Below are 20,296 nucleotides of genomic sequence, written 5' to 3'. Positions count from 1 at the left end.
CTTTCGTCACCCACGCTGAGCGGCCTGCTCGTCGCGCTGGCGCTGGACCTCGCGCCGCTTGTTGGCGAGCGACGCGATGATGACGCCGACCGCCACAACCGCGATCAGGATGGTGCAGGCGGCGTTGATCTCCGGCGTCACACCGAGACGAACCTGGCTGTAGATCTTCATCGGCAGCGTGGTGGCGCCAGGCCCTGAGGTGAAGCTGGCGATGACCAGATCGTCGAGCGACAGTGTGAACGCCAGCATCCAGCCGGACACGATCGCCGGCATGATAACCGGCAGCGTGATCTGGAAGAAGGTCTTCACCGGCGGCGCGCCAAGATCCATCGCGGCTTCTTCGAGCGAGCGGTCGAACGTGATCAGGCGCGACTGCACGACGACGGCGACGAAGCACATGGTCAGGGTGATGTGGGCAAGCGTGACGGTGACAAAACCGCGGTCGAGACCGACGGCGACAAAGAGCAGCAGCAGCGACAGGCCGGTAATGACTTCCGGCATGACCAGCGGCGCAAAGACCATGCCGGAAAACAGCGTCCGGCCCTTGAAGCGCGTGTAGCGCGTCAAGGTGAGAGCCGCCAGCGTGCCGAGCAGGGTCGCCACCGTGGCCGAGATGACGGCGACGCGGGCCGTTACCCAGGTGGCGTCCATGAGGCCCTGGTTGTGGAACAGCGAGACGTACCATTTGGTCGAGAAGCCGCCCCAGACGGTGACCAGTTTCGATTCGTTGAAAGAGAAGACGACGAGCAGGACGATCGGCAGGTAAAGAAAGGCAAAGCCGAGCACGATCGAAGTGATGTTGAAGCGGCTCCAGGTCGGGTTCATTTGTCCTGCTCCTGGGCGCGGGCCTGGGCCCGCTGGAACAGCATGATCGGCACGATCAGCAGCAACAGCAGGATGACGGCGACGGCCGAAGACACCGGCCAGTCGCGATTGGCGAAGAACTCGTTCCACAGCGTCTTGCCGATCATCAGCGTCTGTGAGCCGCCGAGCAGGTCGGGAATGACGAATTCGCCGACCGCGGGGATGAACACCAGCAGGCAGCCGGCGATGACGCCGGGTAGCGACAGCGGAAAGGTGATCTTCCAGAAGGCGCTGGTCGGTGGGCAGCCGAGATCCTTGGCTGCCTCGATCAGCGAATAATCCATCTTTTCCAGCGACGAATAGAGCGGCAGCACCATGAACGGCAGGTAGGAATAGACGATGCCGATGAAGATCGCCGTATAGGTGTTGAGGATGATCAGCGGCTGGCTGACAACCCCGGTGGCGAGCAGCAGCTGGTTGAGCAGCCCCTCAGGCTTGAGGATGCCGATCCAGGCGTAGACCCGGATCAGGAACGAGGTCCAGAACGGCAGGATCACCAGCATCAGCAAAGTCGGGCGCAGCATCGCCGGGGCGCGCGCCATGCCGTAGGCGATCGGGTAGCCGACAAGCAATGTCAGCACCGTCGAGATGGCGGCGACGATGACGCTGGTCACATAGGCGTTGACGTAGAGCGCGTCCTGCGTCAGCCATGTGTAGTTGTCGATGCTGAGCTCATTCAGCTGGGCGAAGAAACCGGCAAGGCCGTCGCCGAAGCCGAGCACCGGCGTGTAGGGCGGTATGGCGATCGCGGTCTGCGACAGCGAGATCTTGAAGACGATGACGAACGGAACAAGGAAGAAAAAGACCAGCCATAGATACGGGATGAGGATGACAAGACGGCCAACGAAGGCCTCTCCCAGCCTGGCCAGGGCGGATTTGTCGGCAGCGGTGGCTCGAGAGCTTGTTGCAGCGGTGACAGCGGCATTCGACATGGCCGCCCCTATCGCGTCAGCACGACGCCGGCATCCGGCCGGAACGACACCCAGGCACGGTCGTTCCAGCTCAGCGGATCCTCGGTGATGCGGGCCGCGTTCATCGTGCTCGCTCGCACCACCTGGCCGTCGTCCAGCCTGACGTGATAGACGGTCATGTCGCCGAGATAGGCGATATCGTAGACCTCGCCCTCGATGGCGTTGACGGCGCCGGCCGGTCTCGTCGACGATATCCTGATCTTCTCCGGCCTGATGGCGAAGGCGACGGCCGCGCCAGTTGCGGCATCGCCGGCATGCTCGGTGCGGATGGTGATGCCGTTGCCGGCATCGATGCTTGCCGCACCCGCCTCGCCATGCGCAATCTTGCCTTCGAACATGTTGACGTTGCCGACAAAGCCGGCGACGAAACGGGAGCCCGGCGCCTCGTAGACTTCCGCCGGCGTCGCCACCTGCATCACCTCGCCCTTGTCGATGATGGCGATGCGGTCGGCCATGGTCATCGCCTCTTCCTGGTCGTGGGTGACGACAACGAAGGTGAGGCCGAGTGACTGCTGCAGATCCATCAGCTCGAACTGCGTTTCCTCGCGCAACTTCTTGTCCAGCGCGCCCAACGGCTCGTCGAGCAGCAGCACCTTTGGCCGCTTGGCGACCGAGCGGGCAAGCGCGACGCGCTGGCGCTGGCCGCCGGACAATTGGTGCGGCTTGCGCTTGGCGAACTGCTCGAGCTTGACCAGCTTCAGCATCTCTCCAACGCGCGCCGCGATCTCGGGCTTCGGCATGCCGTCCTGCTTGAGGCCGAAGGCGATGTTGTTTTCGACCGTCATATGCGGGAACAGCGCATAGGACTGGAACATCATGTTGACCGGCCGCCGGTATGGCGGGATGCCGCGCAGATCCTGGCCGTCGAGCAGGATGCGGCCGGCGGTCGGCTCCTCGAATCCGGCGAGCATCCGCAGAAGCGTCGACTTTCCGCAGCCGGATGCGCCGAGCAGGGCAAAGAACTCGCGCTCGAATATCGTCAGTGACAAATTGTTGACGGCGGTGAAGTCACCGAACTTCTTGGTGACCTTGTCGAACTGGATGTACGGCTTGGCGTTCGGATCGTTCCATGGTGCGAAATCCCTGCGGATGCTGCCAAGCGATTTCATGTCCCACTCCGTCCTCGCGTTCTATCCCCAGAAGACTTGACCCCGGCAGCACCTGCCGGGGTCGCTGATTGTCGCTTACTGCCCGGTGACGATCCTGGTCCAGGTGCGGGTGACGACGCGCTGGGTCTTGGAATCGTAGGGGGTGATGGTGAACAGTTTCGCCAGCGTCGCCTCGTCCGGGTAGATCGCCGGATCCTCGAGTATCTCCTTGTCGATGAATTGCTGCGACGCCTTGTTGCCATTGGCGTAGAAGACGAAATTGCTCGCCTTGGCGATGACTTCCGGCTTCATCATGTAGTTCAGGAATTCATGAGCTTCGGCGACATGCGGCGCGTCGGCCGGGATCGCCATCTGGTCGAACCACATTTCGGCGCCTTCCTTCGGCACGGAATAGGCGATCTCAACGCCCTGGTTTGCTTCCGTCGCACGGTCGCGCGCCTGGAACACGTCGCCCGACCAGCCAACGGCCAGGCAGATGTCGCCATTGGCCAGCGCATTGATATATTCAGACGAGTGGAACTTGCGGATGTAAGGCCTGACCTTCAGCATCACTTCTTCGGCCTTGGCGAAATCGTCCGGCGATGTGGTCTCGGGATCGATGCCCAGATATTTGAAGACGTTCGGCAGGATGTCGCTCGGAGAATCGAGGACAAAGACGCCGCAATCCTTCAGCTTGGCCAGCTTTTCCGGGTTGAAGAACACGTCCCAGCTGTCGATCTTGTCGGTGCCGAGCGCTTCCTGCACTTTCTTGACGTTATAGCCGAGGCCGACCGTGCCCCACATGTAGTTGATCGAATATTCGTTGCCGGGATCGTACTTGGTCGTGCGCTCCGAAACGACGTCCCACATGTTGGAAATGTTGGGCAGCTTCGACTTGTCGAGCTTCTGGAACACCCCTGCCTGGATCTGGCGCGCGAGGAAATTGGCGGTCGGCACGACAACGTCGTAGCCGCTGCCGCCGGCAAGCAGTTTCGTCTCAAGCAGCTCGTTGGAATCGAAGGTGTCGTAGGTGACCTTGATGCCCGTTTCCTTGGTGAAGTCTTCGATGATCGAGCTGTCGATGTAATCCGACCAGTTATAGACATTGACGACGCGGTCCTGGGCATGAGCGCCGAGGGTGAAAAGCGCCAGAAATGCCGAGGTCGCCGAAAGCCAGAATGCTTTGCGGATCATGCGTCTCTCCTTTGATGAGTGTTCCATCGCCAGCTCGTCGCGGGGCTGCGCGGCTGGGCGTTTGCTTCAGATTATTGGGCTTTCCGACAAGCGACAAGCGCGAACCGCCAACACGACAGCAGTTCGATGCGCAACGGCCGAGCCCCCGGTTCCTTTGTCGTGATCCAGGTGGCATGCCGGCGCCGTCAAAGGCTCTCGCCACGGCGCGGGCTGGGATACGACGATGTTGTCCGGTCTCGGTCGGGCCGGAGGGGAGACTTGGCAAGATGAGCCTGTCTTGTTGTTGCCGTATTGACAGCCTGCCCGCGCGGCTGCGCCATTGTCAATGGCTCATCTCGCTTTGGCGCGTGCGCTGCATCAATTAGGCGACGGCATGCCGGTGACACCCGGCCGCACCGGCCGCGTCTGACGCTTGAATTCAAGCCCGATATGGACCAGCAGCGCCGTGACCACGACCGTGCCGCCAAGGATGGTGCGTCCGGACGGCACCTCGGAATGGATGAGCCAGACCCAGATCGGGCCGAGGATCGGCTCGAAAGTGCCGAGCAGTGCTGCGACTGCAGCCGGGACGAGCCGGGCGCCGGTGGCGAAGAAGGCAAGGCCGAGACCGAGATTGACCACACCGAATGCAAACAGGAAACCCATGTCGCTGCTGGAAACGCCGAATTGCGATGCCTGCGACGCCGCGAATGCGGCGGCAATCATCGTGCCGAGGCAGGTCGCCGGCGTCATGCGCACATGGGCAAAGCGTCGCGTGATGACGGTGGCGATCGAAAACATCACGGCGATAAGCAGCGCCAGGCCGTCACCGATGGGCGACACCGCGCCATCGAGCGATTCCGATACCATGATGGCAACGCCGGCAATGACGGCGGCAATCGCCACCCAGGTCGCCAAGGCTACCCGTTCGCGAAACAGCACCCAGGCAAACAGCGCCGCCAGGAGCGGCACGCCGGCCTGCATCAAAAGGATGTTGGCGACAGTGGTGTAGGCAAGCGCCACGACGAATGAGGTCGATGCGGTGGCGAAGCAGAACGCCACGGCAAGGCCGGGCAGGCCCATGCCGCGGAACAACCTCACCGTGCCGTGCCAGCCGTCGCGCCAGACCATGAAGCAGATGAGGAAGGCGGCGGCCCAGACCGAGCGCCAGAACACCACGGTCCAGCTGTCGCCGGCGTCGATGAAACGGGCGATGGCGCCGCCGAAACTCCACATCAGCGCCGACAGGAAAATCAGCAGGAAGCCGACCCGCTCGTCACGCGGCGAGACGACAGGCGAAACGGCTAACGGTGATGATGATATATTGGTCATGATTGCGACTGTCGGCGATTTCGAGGCAACACGATGCATAGCAAACGACAGAAACGTGCATACATCGCGTAACGCAAAGACGAAGATCGGGCGTGATCCAGCACCGTGTTCCGTTTGGCGCACCGACGAGCGCACAGACGAGGCAAGACGGTCGTGCGGAGCTGGCAGGGATAGTTTACGATGCGTGGCTGGACGGCTGCTGCGCGACAAGAGACGTCCTGTGACGACGTGAATTGTATTTTGGGGCGACCTTATGGATGAGCCATTCTACAAGACAGCGGCGATTGGCTATGACGAGCTGTTCGCCCGCGCAACGAACTCGTTCATTCCATCCTTGCTGAAGGCAGCGCAAATCGCGCCTGCCCATCGGGTGCTCGATGTCGCAACGGGTACAGGAGCAGCAGCGCAAGCTGCAGCGATCGTGGTAGGCCCATCCGGCTCTGTGATTGCCGGCGATATCTCGCCGGCCATGCTCGAAACTGCCAAACGCAATTTGAAGAACCAGTCAATCACCCTCGCAACGTTTGACGCTCACGCGCTCCCTTACGAGGATTGTCGGTTCGATGCGGTGATCTGTCAGCTTGGGCTCATGTTTTTCTCCGACCCGCTTGGAGCGCTTTCGGAGTTTCGTCGGGTTCTGCGCCCCAACGGCTGGACTGCAGTTAGCGTGACGACGACGCCGGAGCGCTCGCTGTTCGCCAGAATAGGCGCGGTAATCGCCCGTTGCGCCCCTGAAAAAGCTGAAAAGCTAAATCGCTTCTTCTCCATCCCTGACGCGACATGCTTGCATTCCTTGCTCCACCGCGCCGGGTTTCAAGAGATTTATGTCCAGCTTGAAACTCGGCCCATCAAATTCTCATCTTTCGACGATTATTTCAGCGGAATCACCAAAGGAGCAACATTGAGCGGTCAGGAGTATGTCCAGCTTGCTCCAGACATGCAGGTCACAGTGCGCGAGGAAGTCTGGCGCGGGCTGGCTTCGCCGAGCGTTGGAGAGCCGCTGACGATTGAGATGGACGTTCTGATAGGCAGCGGTGGGCGATAGAACAATGCGCCGCAGCGCAATTTGATGGAAACGCTGTGCCCGTCTACTGAAAATCGAAGGCGCTTAATCCGGTCACCATTTCGTCGAGGCCGAGCGGGCGCGTCACCGGCGGCTCGGCGCGGGCGAGGCAGCCGATGCGCTCGCACAGCCGGCAGGCCGGGCCAACCGGCGTGGCCGAATTTGTGCCCTGTCCGGCTTTTCCGGCCGCCGCGGCAGCCGGCCCCGGCAGTGCCGCGCCGTAGACGATCTCGTCACGAAAGCCGATGTCGCAGCCGAGCAGAAGTGCGGTACGGCGCGGGCGCTCCGCAAACGAGCCTTGCGGCCCCTCAAGCGTGCGGGCGACGCAGAGGAATTCGGCGCCGTCCGGCATTTCCACCGCCTCGACGAAGATCTGGCCGGGCTGGGTAAAGGCGGCATGCACTGGAAGCTTTGGACAGCCGCCGCCGAAGCGGCTCTGCGGAAAACCCTGGCTGCCAGCCTTGCGGAAGCGGTTGCCGGCGTTGTCGACCTCGAGCATGAAGAAGGGCACGCCCGGCGTGCCCGGCCGCTGCAGCGTGGTCAACCGGTTCGCCGCCTGCTCGAAGGAGACGCCGAAGCGCGAGCGCAGCACGTCGATGTCGTAACGCGCGCGTGTTGCGGCCGCGTGAAAGGATTGATAGGGCATCATCAGCGCGTGGGCAGCGTAGCGGCCAAGCTCGAAGCGGGCGAGCCGGCGGGCCTCATCCGTGGTCAGCTTCAGCGCCTGGATCTCGCTTGCCACGGCGACCGTCATGCGGATCAGGCAGGCCTCCATCGCCACCTCGCGCAACTGGTCGAACGGCGACAGGCGCTCGGACAGGAACAGACGCTGCGAATGGCGGTCGTAGCGGCGGCGCCAGTTCGGCATGGTGGCGACCGGCAGCACCTTGACGACGATGCCGTATTCGCGCTTCAGCCAGGCCTTCAGCGCACCGAGCAGGTCGTCGCCGGGATCGAGCACCGAAATGAATGCCTCGGCCTCCTCTTCCAGCGCGGCAAAATGGTTCGGACGGCGCTCGAAAATCTCGTGCACCTCGTCGATCGGCAGGCGGGCGCCGGACAGCGCCGTCGCTTTGCCCTCACGCGCCAGGAGTTCGTTGAGGTCGGAAAGGCGCTCGGCCTGCTCGCGATAAGCGCGAAACAGTTTTATCACCGCGGCGGAAGCGTTGGGCGCCGCCTCGGCAAGCTCGATCAGCTCCTGGTCACCAGGCAATTCGCCGACCAGCAGCGGATCTGAAAACACTTCCTTCAGGGCAGTGACCGACCCCCTCGCCTCGCCCTGCAATTCATGCGGGTCGACCTTGTAGACAGATGCCAGCTTGAGGATCAGCTGGACCGTCAGCGGCCGCTGGTTGCGCTCGATGAGATTGAGGTAGGACGGCGAGATGCCGAGCCCTTCGGCCATCGCCGTCTGGGTCAGGCCCTTGGCGCTGCGGATGCGGCGGATGCGCGGCCCGGCGAAGATTTTTTGATCGGCCACTCGGCTGTCCTTGACAGAATTTACATGACTCCCGCGCGGCGCTGCCATGCCGGCCTTTTACAATCATGACAGATTTACAGCGCCTGGCTGTCAAACGCAACACAGGTTTTCCCTTATTTTCCAGCCAATCCTCTGGTTTTCCTCGCATGGCCCGCGCCAAAATGTAAATGCTGTCATACCAAAACGGCGCAGAATTTTTCATGAGGCGGCGTTTCTATCCCAACAGCGATCTGTCGGAGCGACCAATGACTGATTTTTACAACCTCGTCCCCTCGGCGCCGGAAGGCCGCTTCGACGGCATCGAGCGGCCCTACTCGCCGGACGATGTGAAGCGGCTGCGCGGTTCGGTCCAGATCCGGCAGAGCCTCGCCGAAATGGGCGCCAACCGGCTCTGGAAGCTCATCCACGAAGAGGATTTCGTCAACGCGCTCGGCGCCATGTCGGGCAACCAGGCGATGCAGCAGGTCCGGGCCGGGCTGAAGGCGATCTACCTGTCCGGATGGCAGGTCGCGGCCGACGCCAACACCGCATCCGCCATGTATCCGGACCAGTCGCTTTATCCCGCCAATGCGGCGCCCGAACTGGTCAAGCGCATCAACCGCACCCTGCAGCGCGCCGACCAGATCGAGACCTCCGAAGGCAAGGGGCTTTCGGTCGACACCTGGTTCGCGCCCGTTGTCGCCGATGCGGAAGCCGGCTTCGGCGGACCGCTCAACGCCTTCGAGATCATGAAGGCCTTCATCGAGGCGGGTGCCGCCGGCGTCCACTACGAGGACCAACTGGCGTCGGAGAAGAAGTGCGGCCATCTCGGCGGCAAGGTGCTGATCCCGACCGCCGCACACATCCGCAACCTCAACGCCGCGCGGCTTGCCGCCGACGTCATGGGCACGCCGACGCTGGTCGTCGCGCGCACCGACGCGGAAGCGGCAAAGCTGCTCACCTCCGACATCGACGAGCGCGACCAGCCCTTCGTCGACTATGGCGCCGGCCGTACGGTGGAGGGCTTCTATCAAGTCAGGAACGGCATCGAGCCCTGCATCGCACGGGCCGTCGCCTACGCGCCCCACGCCGACCTGATCTGGTGCGAAACCTCCAAGCCCGATCTGGCGCAGGCCAAAAAGTTCGCCGAGGGCGTGCACAGGCACCATCCCGGCAAGCTTCTCGCCTATAATTGCTCGCCGTCGTTCAACTGGAAGAAGAACCTCGACGATGCCACCATCGCCAGGTTCCAGAAGGAACTCGGCGCCATGGGCTACAAGTTCCAGTTCATCACGCTGGCCGGTTTTCACCAGCTCAATTTCGGCATGTTCGAACTCGCCCGCGGCTACAAGGCGCGTCAGATGGCGGCTTATTCCGAACTGCAGGAGGCTGAATTCGCGGCGGAAGCCCACGGCTACACCGCGACCAAGCACCAGCGCGAAGTCGGCACCGGCTATTTCGACGCCGTGTCGATGGCGATCACCGGTGGCCGGTCTTCGACCACGGCCATGCATGAATCGACCGAGCACGCCCAGTTCAAACCGGCGGCGGAATAGCACGAACGCAACAAAATAGAGGCAACGCCCCAAAAAGGGTAAAAAATACGCAAGGAGAAGACCAATGGCATCGATAAGCCGCGTCAAGGAACGGGCCGAAGAACAGGCCACCACGATGACCGTCGACCAGCAGGCGACCATCCGCATGCTGGCCAACGACCTGCACAGGCTCAACCAGTCGGTGATGAAGGCGGTCGAGGCCGGTGTGTCAGTAGAACTGGTGCGCTCGGCACGACACCATGGCGGCGACGGCAACTGGGGCGACCTGCTGATCCCGGTCATCGTCACGCAGCGGAGCGTCGGCTGATCGAAATCCGACGAAATCCTGCTGGCGGATCCGGCATCACCTGCGCAGTTCTCTGCGCAGGTGATTTGCACTTGCACAACCAGTTTGCATGCACGGCAAGAAAAGAACTTGCTTTAAATTATAACCCTTTCTTGCGATGTTCTCGACGCCGGTCATTTCAGCTTGACATAGGCAGCGATCTCACGGCAATTGTTCCCAAGGTACAACCCTGCATTGAAACCAGCGAGTGCCCGCCCTGCTCATGCGCCCCTTGAATCGCACTGTAAACCAGTTGAGTTTGATGAGCCGGAATGTGGACCCCGAAATGCTCACCGACTTCACCCGCGTGCTCGTCGTCGGAAAATCGCCGGTCAACCGGGTGGTGGTGTCCAAAATCGTCGAACGGTCCGGGCTCAAACCGATCTCGGAATCGCCCGAAACGGCAGCAACGACGCTGCGCTCGCTCATTCCCGGAGCTGTCGTCCTCGATGGCGGAGCCGACAACAAGGACTGCGACGCACTGATGTCGCGTATCGACGCGCTGCGGCGCATCTCGGGCAGATCGCGTCCCTCGGTGATCCTGCTCTCGACCAAAAGCGGCACACCGGAGAGCCTCGGGCTGTCGAGCGTCGTCGATGCGGTGGTCGTGAAGCCGATCACGACCGAACGGCTGCAGCCGGTGATCGACCATTTGATCGGGCTCGGACGCAGCTAGCCGGCGTCCTATCCGGCTCCTTCCTCGCTTTCTTGCGATCGGATCTGGATATCTTGTGTCAGTGTGTGACCGCCTGACAGCGAACCCAGTCCGATGTCCTTTTGCAATTGCGACGCATCTGGGATAGCACCTTCGAACAAATCCGCAGGCATGTTCCGACTTCGCGACATGGCTGTCGATATTGGCGGATCGTGACATGTCCTCAGAACAGACCATCGCCGCGCTTTGCAGGGAACTCGGACTGCGCATCACCGGTCCGCGCCGCGTCATCATGCGCGTTCTATCCGAATCCAGCGACCATCCGGATGTGGTGGAACTCCATCGCCGTGTTGTCGCCATCGAGCCGACGATCGCGCTCGCCACTGTCTATCGCACCGTCAGCCTTCTGCGCGAAAAGGGCATTCTGGAGCGGCACACCTTCGGCGATCGGCGCGCCAGATATGAAACCGTCCCCCGCGAGCATCACGATCATCTCATCAACATCGAGACGGGAGATGTCATCGAGTTCCAGTCGGCGGAGATCGAGCGGCTCCAGGAGGAAATCGCTCGACAGCACGGATTCACGATCATCAGCCACAGACTGGAGATCTACGTGAAGCCGATCCAGAAACAGCGTCGCTCTCGTCAAACCAGAGAATGACCGCCAGTTGTTCTTGTTCTATGCATGTCGTTATCCCAAAACCGCTGCGCACTTTTGGGCGACATGCATTAGCCCTCCTCGCCGAGCTCCATTCGGCCCGCCTTGAGTGTGGTGACGACGAAGGCGGCAATGAAGGCGGCAGACAGCATGAGAACGATGGTCGGCGCCGGTGCGCTGTCGATGAAGAAGGACAGATAGACGCCTAGGAACGATGCAGCGACCGCAATCGCCACCGACAGGATCAGCATGGCGCTGAACTGCCTTGTCAGCAGGAAGGCGATGGCGCCCGGCGCGATCAGCATGGCGATGGCCATGATGATGCCGACCGCCTTCAGCGCGCCGACGATGGTGAGCGAGATCAGGCAAAGCAGGCCGTAATGGAGCAGGTTGACCCGAAGACCGACCGCGCGCGCCTGAGCCGGGTCGAAGGCGTGCAGCAGGAAGTCGCGCCATTTGATGCCGATGATGCCGGCCGTGATCGCAGCAATGAGCCCCGTTTCGACGATGTCGCGCAGGCCGATGCCCAGAACGTCGCCAAACAATATGTGGTCGAGATGCACGTCGGACTGGATTTTTACGTAGAGCACCAGGCCGAAGCCGAACATGCCGGAGAAGACGATGCCCATGACCGTGTCCTGCTTGATGCGGCTGTTGTCCTTGAGGAAGCCGGTGGCGAGAGCGCAGACCATCCCGGCGGCGAAGGCGCCGATCGAATAGGGGAATCCGAGGATGTAAGCGATGACCACGCCGGGAAAGACGGCGTGGCTGATGGCATCGCCCATCAGCGACCAGCCCTTGAGAACGAGAAAGCAGGAGAGCAGCGCCGTCGGCACAGCGACCAGGACCGAAGCAATCAGCGCATTGACCATGAAGCCGAACTGGAAGGGGGCAAGCAGTGTATCGAGGATGCTCATAGGCTGGCCTCCAAGGCCCGCGCCGCGCGGCGGCGGGCTGCCAGCATTCCATGCTTGGGAGCGAAGAAGAAGGCGGCGAGAAAGATCAGCGTCTGCAACACGACGATGATGCCGCCGGTGGCGCCGTCGAGGAAATAGCTGGCATAGGCGCCGGTGAAACTCGTGACCGCGCCGATGACAACCGCGATGACCAGCAGGCGCGGAAAGCGGTCCGTCAGAAGATAGGCGGTCGCGCCGGGCGTCACCACCATGCAGATGACGAGAAAGGCGCCGACGGTCTGGAGCGCGGCGACCGTGGAGGCCGATAGCAGCATGAAGAACATGATCTTGAGCGCGCTCGGGTTGAGGCCGATCGAGCGGGCATGGCTCTCGTCGAAGAAGACCACCATCAGATCCTTCCATTTCACCAGCAGGACGGCGAGCGAGACGAAGCCTATGATGGCGAGTTGAAGCGTGTCTTCCGGCGTGATGGCCAGGATGTTGCCGAGCACGATCGTCTGGATATTCACCGAGGTCGGCGACAGCGACACCATGAACAAGCCGAGGCCGAAGAAGGAGGAGAAGATCAGGCCGATGATGGCGTCTTCCTTCAGCTTGGTGCGCTGGTTGAGGAAGAGCATCGCCGCGGCGGCGAGCCCGCCGGAGAAGAAGGCGCCGATCGAGAAGGGAAGGCCCAGCATATAGGCGCCGGCGACGCCCGGCACGATCGAATGCGATAGCGCGTCACCGATCAGCGACCAGCCTTTCAGCATCAGGTAGCAGGACAGGAAGGCGCAGACACCGCCGACCAGGGCCGACACCCACATGGCATTGAGCATATATTCGTAGCCGAACGGCTCGAGCAGGACACTCATTCGTCCGGTTCCCGCATCTTGTGCTGCATGGCTCCGTTCTCTCCGTAGAAGACCAGTGGCCGCTCGTCGTCGGTGATGACGGCAAGGCGGCGCCTGTCGTCGTCCTCATGCAGCCCGGCGCCGCCCAGCACGAAATGACGCAAGACGCCGCCGAAAGCCTTTTCCAGGTTCGCCTGCGTGAAGGTCTGGCCTGTCGGCCCGTAGGCAAGGACCGTGTTGCGGAGCAGCACGGCACGGTCGCAGAACTCCGGCACGCTACCCAGATTATGCGTCGAGACCAGCATCACCCGGCCTTCGTCCCGGAGCGCGCGCAGCAGTTCGATGATAGCGTCCTCGGTCCTGACATCGACGCCGGTGAAGGGCTCGTCGAGCAGGATGACGCGCCCGTCCTGCGCCAGCGCCCGAGCGAGAAAGACGCGCTTCTTCTGCCCGCCCGAAAGCTCGCCGATCTGGCGCTTGCCGAAATCGCTCATGCCGACACGCGCAAGCGCTGATGTAACCGCCTCGCGATCAGCAGCCTTCGGAATGCGCATCATGCCCATATGGCCGTAACGCCCCATCATGACGACGTCCTCGACCAGTACTGGAAAGTCCCAGTCGACCTCCTCGGCCTGCGGCACATAGGCGACGACGTTCTTCCTCAGCGCGGCCGCGGCCGGCCGTCCGAGAACAAGAATCTCTCCCTTTGCCAGCCGCACGAAGCCCATGATGGCTTTGAACAGCGTCGACTTGCCCGAGCCGTTGACACCGACAAGTGCCGTGATCGTGCCTGTCGGAATTTCAAAGCTCGCATCGCGCAGCGCCGTGAGGCCGTTGCGGTAGGTGACGGTCGCGCCGCGCACGGCGAGTCCGCCTCCCGCATCCTGCGACGCGGCGGCAAGAGGCGGAACGGCTTCGTTCATTGCGACAGCCCTGCGGCGAGGCCTTTCTGAATTGTGTCCGATGTCACACGCAGCAGGTCGATATAGGTCGGCACCGGGCCGTCCGCCTCGCTGAGGGAATCGACGTAGAGCACGCCACCGTAATGGACCCCCGTCTCGCGCGCGACCTGCCGGGCCGGCTTGTCCGACACGGTGCTTTCACTGAAGACGGCGACGATCTTGTTTTCCCTGACGGCGTCGATCACCTTGCGAACCTGCTGCGGGGTGCCTTGCTGGTCAGCGTTGATCGGCCACAAATAAAGCTCCTTCAGCGCGAAATCGCGTGCGAGGTAGGAGAAAGCGCCTTCGCTCGACACCAGCCAGCGCCTGTCCTGCGGGATCGAGGCAAGCTTATCGCGGATCGGCGCGACGGCCGCCTCTATCTTTGCCTTGTAGGCTTCTGCATTGGCCTTGTAGGTCTCGGCATGCGCCGGATCGTGCTCGACGAAGGCGTCGCGGATGTTGTCGACGTAGATCAGCGCGTTTGTCGGCGACATCCAGGCATGCGGATTCGGTTTGCCGTTATAGGGCCCCTCGGCGATGCTCATCGGTTGGACGCCCTCGGAGATGATGGCGCCGGGCACGTCGCTGAGGTTCTGGAAGAATTTTTCGAACCAGAGTTCGAGGTTGAGCCCGTTCCACAGAATGAGCTTTGCGCCCTGAGCCCGCTGAATGTCGCCCGGCGTCGGCGCGTAATTGTGGATCTCCGCCCCCGGCTTGGTGATCGATTCCACGATTGCTGCGTCGCCCGCCACGTTCTTCGCCATGTCGGCGATGACGGTGAAGGTCGTCACGGCCTTGAATTTTTCCTGCGCTTTCGCTTGGCTTGAAGCCACTGCCGCAGCGAAAACCGCAGCCATCAACCCGACGGCAACCCATCGCCCGTATCTCTCGATCATCAAAATCTCCTGTCGCGATTACTCGCATGCCGCGCGGGCGCTGTAACGCCGCGCTTGTCGCATATTCTGCAATTGCGACTGATTTGCAAGTAGAAAACGATTTTACAGCATCGATTGTACAAGAGCCGCGCGATGGAGGGGGGCCGCGCGTGGAGGGATCGCGCGATGGAAGGTCAGCGACAACGCGGCTCTTTGGCGGAGCGAACAACAAGGATTGCGACGCGCACTGCCCGGCATCGATACGCCTGCCGCGCGCGTCCGGTTCGACGCGGAGACACGCGATCAGCCGGCTTTCCCGATGCTTTCGACCAGCCGGGGCAATTCCGAGAGATCGGCTATCTGGCGGAAGCGAGGCGCGGTGACCGGCGGCTCGACATGTTCCAGCGCCCAGGTCAGTTCATGCGGCACGTGGATGCCCCAACTGCCGGCCTCGATGGCCGGCACCACGTCCGACTTGAGCGAATTGCCGACCATCATGCTTTTTTCGGCGCCATCGCCGTGGCGGCTGAAGATGCTGATATAAGTAGCGGGGCTCTTGTCGCTGACGATCTCGACGGCATCGAACAGGTCACCGAGGCCCGATTGCGCCAGCTTGCGTTCCTGGTCGAAAAGGTCGCCCTTGGTGATCAGCACCAGGCGATAGGCGTCCGCCAGTTTTTCGACGGTTTCGCGCGCATGAGGCAGCGCCTCGATCGGATGGCCAAGCATCTCGCGGCCCGCGGCGAGAATTTCGGCGATGACCGAGGCCGGCGCGCGGCCCTCGGTAATCTCGATCGCCGTTTCGATCATCGACAGGGTAAACCCCTTGATGCCGAAGCCATAGACGGCGAGGTTGCGCTTCTCGGCCTCCAGCAATCTTGCCGAGATGTGCTCCTCCTCGGCATGATCGGCGAGCAGCGCGGCAAAGCGCTTTTCGGTGATGCGGAAGAACTGCTCGTTCTGCCAGAGCGTGTCATCGGCATCGAAGCCGATCGTGGTCAATTCATGATTTTTCCGCATGCGACGTCTTCAAGCGAGGTCATTGGACTTGCGTCGAACCTAAGCTGCTTGGAGCAATTTTCAACTGGCGGGCGAAGGCAGGGCCGGCTCCCCTTCCCTTCCATCACCGGCCCCGGCTATACTCCCAAATCCGCAACCCAATCTGGTGAATGATGCCGCCTGCAAAAAAGGAAGTCCGTCCGTCGAGCCGCGGAGGACGTATCCGCACGCCTGCCTTCGTGAAAAATCAACGTGGTGTGAAAAACTGGAAGGAAGTCGGCGCCTGGCTGGCGTGGCGCGGCATCGAGGATATCGAATGCATTACCCCCGACCAGGCCGGTGTTGCGCGCGGCAAGATGATGCCGTCGAAGAAATTCACCTCCAACACCTCGCTGGCGCTGCCTTCGGCGGTGTTCATGACGACGATCTCCGGCGGCTACCCCGAGAACGGCAACGGCTTCAACTATCCGGAAGACGACGGCGACCTCAAGCTGATGCCGGACCTTTCGACGCTGACCGTGGTGCCGTGGGAAGAGGACCCGACGGCGGCGGTCATCTGCGACCTCGTCCACCAGGACGGCCGCTCGGTCGAGTTCACGCCGCGCAACGTGCTGAAGCGTGTGCTTGCCGCTTACGACAAGCGCGGGCTGAAGCCGGTGGTGGCGCCCGAGATCGAGTTCTACCTGGTGCGCAAGAATCCCGATCCGGACTACCCGCTGACCCCGCCGGTCGGGCGTTCGGGACGGGCGATCGGCGGTGGCGCCGGATATTCGATTGCCGGCGTCAACGAGTTCGACGAACTGATCGACGACATCTACCATTTCTCCGAAAGCCAGGGCCTGGAAATCGACACGCTGATCCACGAGGAAGGCGCCGGCCAGCTCGAGATCAATCTGCGCCACGGCGATCCGATCGAACTGGCCGACCAGGTGTTCATGTTCAAGCGCACCATCCGCGAGGCGGCGCTGAAGCATGAGATCTATGCCACCTTCATGGCCAAGCCGATCCAGGGGCAGCCCGGGTCGGCCATGCATATCCACCAATCGATCATCGACAAGAAGACCGGCAGGAACGTCTTTTCTGCCGAGGACGGCTCGGAAACCGAAGCCTTCTTCCATTTCCTCGGCGGCATGCAGAAACATGTGCCGAACGCGCTGGTGATGTTTGCGCCCTACGTCAATTCCTATCGCCGGCTGACGCAGTCGGCCTCGGCGCCGGTCAACAACAAATGGGGCTACGACAACCGCACCACCGCCTTCCGCGTCCCGCGCTCCGACCCGGCAGCCAGACGCGTCGAGAACCGCATCCCCTCCTCCGACGCCAATCCCTATCTGGCGATGGCCGCATCGCTCGCCTGCGGGCTGATCGGCATGACCAACAAGATCAAGGCCGAACCGCCGGTTCTCACCACCGCCAACGCGGCCGAGATCGACCTGCCGCGCAGCCTGCTCGAGGCCGTCGACCTGTTCGAAGCCGACGAGGAACTCTGCGCGCTGCTCGGCAAGTCGTTCGCCGCCACCTATGCGGCGATCAAGCGGGCGGAATTCGAGACCTTCATGGAAGTGATCAGCCCGTGGGAGCGGGAGTATTTGTTGTTGAATGTTTAGGGAGGGGAGTAGGGGAGTAGGGGAGTAGGGGAGTAGGGGAGTAGGGCGAATGACTGAGAAAACGGGTTCCTACAAGGATTTAATTGTTTGGCAGCAGGCAATGGACCTTGCGGTGGCGGTTTACGGCGCGACGAAATCCTGGCCGAAGGAGGAACTTTATGGACTGACCAGCCAAGTGCGGCGCGCCGCAAGCTCGGTGCCGGCGAACATAGCGGAAGGCTATGGCAGAGAGGTACGGGGTTCCTATCAGCAATTTCTCCGTATCGCTCAAGGGTCACTGAAGGAGCTGGAAACGCAGCTTCTGATCGCTGAGCGTACCGGCATCGCGCCGAACGGGACAGCGGCTTCATTATTGGCGAGCACCGAAAGTGTGGGAAAGCTTCTTCGGCTCCTAATCCGCAAACTTTCAGCCGACTAACATCTCCTTACTGCCCTACTGCCCTACTGCCCTACTGCCCTACTGCCCTACTCCCCTACTCCCCTACTCGAGCATCATGCCCTACCAATCCTCAATCTCCCCCGGCCGGTCCTGGTATGAGGACACCGCCGGTCCACGGCCCGAATACAAGGCGCTCGACGGTGACCTGAGGTGCGACGTCGTCGTCGTTGGCGGCGGTTTTACCGGCCTGTCGGCGGCGGTGCACCTCGCCAGGGCCGGCAGCAATGTCGTGCTGATCGACGCGCATCGTTTCGGCGACGGCGCATCGGGCCGCAATGGCGGCCAGCTCGGCACCGGTCAGCGCGCCTGGGCCGAGGAGCTCGAAGCGGAATACGGCTTTTCCCGGGCCAAGGCGCTGTTCGACCTCGCCGAAGAGGCCAAGGCGCATCTCCTCGAATTCGCCGCCGTCAACAAGATCGAGATCGACTACATGCAAGGCCAGATGTCGGTGGCGCACAAGCAGCGCTATGTCGACGACTACAAGGCGCATGCCGAGATCATGGCGAACCGCTTCGGCTATCCGCACATCAGCTTCATGGACGCCAGGGAGACGGCGGAGCGGTTGGGCTCGGCGCGCTATTTCGGCGGCACCCGCGACACCGGCACCGGGCACATCCATCCGCTGAAGCTGGTGATCGGCACGGCAAAAGTGGCGGCGCAGGCGGGCGCGCAGCTGTTCGAGCAGACGCCGGCGACCGCCATCACGTCCGTTGGCGGCAAGGTCAGGGTCACGACGCCGAAAGGCACGATATCAGCCGAGAAATGTCTGATCGGCGTCAACGCCCATGGCGGCACGCTCGAGCCGATCAGCGCCGCGCATATCATGCCGATCGGCTCCTTCATCGGCGCGACGGTGCCGCTTGCGGATTCAAACGTGTTGCCGGGCGGTGAGGCGGTCGACGATTCCCGCTTCGTCGTGCGCTACTTCCGCAAATCGACGGATGGGCGGCTGCTGTTCGGCGGGCGCGAGATCTACGCCGTCAACGATCCGAAAGACATCCATGTCCACATCCGCCGGCAGATCGCCGAGCTTTACCCTGACCTCAGGGATGTCGAGATCACTCATGGCTGGGGCGGCTATGTCGGCATCACGATGCCGCGAAAACCGTTCGTGCGCGAGGTGATGCCCAATGTGATCTCGGTCGGCGGCTATTCCGGCCACGGCGTCATGCTGTCGAACTTTTTCGGCAAGCTCTATGCCGAAACCGTCGCCGGCAACCGGGACCGGCTGAGGCTGATCGAGGACCTGAACATCCCGGCCTTTCCCGGGGGCCGGCGCTTGCGCGCGCCTCTGCTGTTTTTTGCGCTCAATTGGTATGCCTTGAGGGACCGTATATAACCGCAGGTTGCAAAATCCCTTGCAAGTTGCAGAATCGATCGTAAAGGTGCAGAATCCGCACCGCAAGGGCGCAGTGATGCCACAATCGCCGGCAAAGGATGCCGGTTCTGGGCAGTCGAAGGGGGATTTTGCGGGCCTGCCCGCGTTGGATTGGGACCGATGCCGACCAGATGCCGGTTTCCCGGCACAGGTCGTAAGAACGTTGGCCCGCAAATGGAGGTTGTAAGAGTGAGAGAGCCCTTCAGTTTCGGCGCGCCGAAACGACGGCGCTTTGCGATGCAGTTTGGCTACGACATGCAGCCCAGGTTCTGGCGGCAAATCCGGTCGAACCTGCATCTGGTCATCGCCGCGTTTGGAACAGCAGCGCTGCTTGGCGTGGCAGCGATGGCGCTATGGCTGGCATTGCCGGCCACCGAGAGACAAGCGGTCGCCAGTCCCGAGCAGATCGTTTCCAGCATTCCGGTGAAAACGACAAGGATCGTGCCAGCCGCGGCCGCGGCCGCGAGGATAGAAGCGGCGCAGCAGGCTGCGAGCAAGACCGATGCGATTTCGTCGGCGGTGGTTGCAGCGAAGGCCGAGATAGTGGCGCTGGCGCCCAATGATCCCCGCTGGACAGGATCGGGACCGAAGACCACATCCGGCCAGACGGGGGGCGGCCAGACGGCGGGCCAGGCTGAAAAAGCAGACAAGCCGTCCACCGCGGCGGCATTCGCCGATCCGGCAGCGAAAACCAAAGTGGCAGCATTGATTGCCAAAGTCGCCGCTCCCGCCAAGGCGGCGACGGACGGTGCGCCAACCGCCGCCATCTCGACCCCGAAGCCGCTGCCGGCCGCGACACAGAAGGATGGCGCCCAGGCCAAAGTCGAGGCCAAGCCAGCGAGCGCGGCAGGACGTATCCTCAGGGGCGTCACCATGCGCACCGGTCCGAAGAACAGTGCGGCCGCCATCGTCACCATTCCCGCCAAGACCTCGGTTCAGGTGATGGGCTGCAAGAAATGGTGCCAGATCGTCTACAACGGCAAACGCGGCTGGATCTACAAGAGCTTCGTCAAGACCGGCGCCTGATGCATGTCGCGCAAAGCCTGCCTCGGGCTTGAACCGAGGGTGCGCAGCGGTTTTGCGAAAAACGACATCATAAAAAACAAGAATCCAAAGCGCGTCGCATGAGCCCATTCAAAGGCGACGCGTTTTAGGATTGG

At 62.1% G+C, this 20,296-nt stretch carries 20 protein-coding genes; 9 read left to right on the top strand and 11 right to left on the bottom strand.

Going from position 1 to position 20,296, the window contains the following annotated elements:
* Positions 1-6: 6 nt before the first annotated feature.
* From BLT09_RS18005 to BLT09_RS17985, 5 genes are all read right to left on the bottom strand, one after another.
* Positions 7-825, bottom strand: a complete 819-nt coding sequence (locus BLT09_RS18005) for an ABC transporter permease subunit (RefSeq protein WP_091595233.1) — start codon at positions 823-825, stop codon at positions 7-9.
* Entirely contained in the window at positions 822-1,796 is a 975-nt protein-coding gene (locus BLT09_RS18000) for an ABC transporter permease subunit (protein WP_091595231.1), read from the bottom strand. The genes BLT09_RS18005 and BLT09_RS18000 overlap by 4 nt, the downstream gene beginning before the upstream one ends.
* A gap of 8 nt (positions 1,797-1,804) precedes the next feature.
* Positions 1,805-2,944 carry an ABC transporter ATP-binding protein gene (locus tag BLT09_RS17995; protein ID WP_091595229.1) on the bottom strand — a complete coding sequence of 380 codons (1,140 nt, stop codon included), beginning with the start codon at positions 2,942-2,944 and terminating at the stop codon, positions 1,805-1,807.
* A gap of 75 nt (positions 2,945-3,019) precedes the next feature.
* Positions 3,020-4,117: a polyamine ABC transporter substrate-binding protein gene (locus tag BLT09_RS17990; RefSeq protein WP_091595227.1), complete on the bottom strand. Its 1,098-nt coding sequence runs from the start codon at positions 4,115-4,117 to the stop codon at positions 3,020-3,022.
* A gap of 357 nt (positions 4,118-4,474) precedes the next feature.
* Positions 4,475-5,428, bottom strand: coding sequence for a DMT family transporter (locus BLT09_RS17985; protein WP_091595335.1), 954 nt, complete (start codon positions 5,426-5,428; stop codon positions 4,475-4,477).
* Positions 5,429-5,681: 253 nt separating this feature from the next.
* Here BLT09_RS17985 and BLT09_RS17980 point away from each other — a divergent pair, with 253 nt between their 5' ends.
* Complete coding sequence (locus BLT09_RS17980) at positions 5,682-6,473, top strand: class I SAM-dependent methyltransferase (RefSeq protein ID WP_091595225.1); 792 nt, start codon at positions 5,682-5,684, stop codon at positions 6,471-6,473.
* A 43-nt stretch (positions 6,474-6,516) separates the two neighbouring features.
* Here BLT09_RS17980 and BLT09_RS17975 read toward each other — a convergent pair whose 3' ends face one another.
* The gene (locus tag BLT09_RS17975) at positions 6,517-7,971 is read right to left on the bottom strand and encodes a helix-turn-helix domain-containing protein (protein WP_091595223.1); all 1,455 of its coding nucleotides are present in this window, start codon (positions 7,969-7,971) and stop codon (positions 6,517-6,519) included.
* A 245-nt stretch (positions 7,972-8,216) separates the two neighbouring features.
* Here BLT09_RS17975 and aceA point away from each other — a divergent pair, with 245 nt between their 5' ends.
* The 4 genes from aceA to BLT09_RS17955 all read left to right on the top strand — a co-directional run bounded on the left by aceA (position 8,217) and on the right by BLT09_RS17955 (position 11,147).
* Positions 8,217-9,506: an isocitrate lyase gene (gene aceA, locus BLT09_RS17970; protein WP_077379770.1), complete on the top strand. Its 1,290-nt coding sequence runs from the start codon at positions 8,217-8,219 to the stop codon at positions 9,504-9,506.
* Positions 9,507-9,570: 64 nt separating this feature from the next.
* Positions 9,571-9,813, top strand: a complete 243-nt coding sequence (locus BLT09_RS17965; RefSeq protein ID WP_027156310.1) for an SMc00767 family acetate metabolism repressor — start codon at positions 9,571-9,573, stop codon at positions 9,811-9,813.
* A gap of 280 nt (positions 9,814-10,093) precedes the next feature.
* Positions 10,094-10,507 carry an ANTAR domain-containing protein gene (locus BLT09_RS17960; protein WP_236473010.1) on the top strand — a complete coding sequence of 138 codons (414 nt, stop codon included), beginning with the start codon at positions 10,094-10,096 and terminating at the stop codon, positions 10,505-10,507.
* 196 nt (positions 10,508-10,703) lie between these two features.
* Positions 10,704-11,147, top strand: a complete 444-nt coding sequence (locus BLT09_RS17955; protein WP_023800311.1) for a Fur family transcriptional regulator — start codon at positions 10,704-10,706, stop codon at positions 11,145-11,147.
* A gap of 68 nt (positions 11,148-11,215) precedes the next feature.
* Here BLT09_RS17955 and BLT09_RS17950 read toward each other — a convergent pair whose 3' ends face one another.
* From BLT09_RS17950 to BLT09_RS17930, 5 genes are all read right to left on the bottom strand, one after another.
* Positions 11,216-12,061 carry a metal ABC transporter permease gene (locus BLT09_RS17950; RefSeq protein WP_091595221.1) on the bottom strand — a complete coding sequence of 282 codons (846 nt, stop codon included), beginning with the start codon at positions 12,059-12,061 and terminating at the stop codon, positions 11,216-11,218.
* Positions 12,058-12,915, bottom strand: coding sequence for an iron/manganese ABC transporter permease subunit SitC (gene sitC / locus BLT09_RS17945; protein WP_091595219.1), 858 nt, complete (start codon positions 12,913-12,915; stop codon positions 12,058-12,060). The genes BLT09_RS17950 and sitC overlap by 4 nt, the downstream gene beginning before the upstream one ends.
* Positions 12,912-13,817, bottom strand: a complete 906-nt coding sequence (locus tag BLT09_RS17940; RefSeq protein ID WP_091595216.1) for a manganese/iron ABC transporter ATP-binding protein — start codon at positions 13,815-13,817, stop codon at positions 12,912-12,914. The genes sitC and BLT09_RS17940 overlap by 4 nt, the downstream gene beginning before the upstream one ends.
* On the bottom strand, positions 13,814-14,695 hold the full coding sequence (locus BLT09_RS17935) for a metal ABC transporter substrate-binding protein (RefSeq protein WP_236473009.1): 882 nt from the start codon (positions 14,693-14,695) through the stop codon (positions 13,814-13,816). The genes BLT09_RS17940 and BLT09_RS17935 overlap by 4 nt, the downstream gene beginning before the upstream one ends.
* A 321-nt stretch (positions 14,696-15,016) precedes the next feature.
* Positions 15,017-15,733 (bottom strand): HAD family hydrolase, encoded by a 717-nt coding sequence (locus BLT09_RS17930; protein ID WP_091595212.1) that lies wholly within the window; start codon positions 15,731-15,733, stop codon positions 15,017-15,019.
* A 149-nt stretch (positions 15,734-15,882) separates the two neighbouring features.
* Here BLT09_RS17930 and BLT09_RS17925 point away from each other — a divergent pair, with 149 nt between their 5' ends.
* The 4 genes from BLT09_RS17925 to BLT09_RS17910 all read left to right on the top strand — a co-directional run bounded on the left by BLT09_RS17925 (position 15,883) and on the right by BLT09_RS17910 (position 20,162).
* Complete coding sequence (locus BLT09_RS17925) at positions 15,883-17,319, top strand: glutamine synthetase family protein (RefSeq protein WP_027156302.1); 1,437 nt, start codon at positions 15,883-15,885, stop codon at positions 17,317-17,319.
* Between the two features lie 49 nt (positions 17,320-17,368).
* Positions 17,369-17,737, top strand: a complete 369-nt coding sequence (locus BLT09_RS17920; RefSeq protein WP_036264561.1) for a four helix bundle protein — start codon at positions 17,369-17,371, stop codon at positions 17,735-17,737.
* Positions 17,738-17,813: 76 nt separating this feature from the next.
* Positions 17,814-19,097: an NAD(P)/FAD-dependent oxidoreductase gene (locus BLT09_RS17915; RefSeq protein ID WP_091595210.1), complete on the top strand. Its 1,284-nt coding sequence runs from the start codon at positions 17,814-17,816 to the stop codon at positions 19,095-19,097.
* A gap of 228 nt (positions 19,098-19,325) precedes the next feature.
* Complete coding sequence (locus tag BLT09_RS17910; protein WP_167366464.1) at positions 19,326-20,162, top strand: SH3 domain-containing protein; 837 nt, start codon at positions 19,326-19,328, stop codon at positions 20,160-20,162.
* Positions 20,163-20,296 lie beyond the last annotated feature (134 nt).

Source organism: Mesorhizobium muleiense, from assembly GCF_900099905.1.
GTDB lineage: Bacteria > Pseudomonadota > Alphaproteobacteria > Rhizobiales > Rhizobiaceae > Mesorhizobium > Mesorhizobium muleiense.
This window is presented reverse-complemented; position numbering and strand designations above follow the sequence as displayed.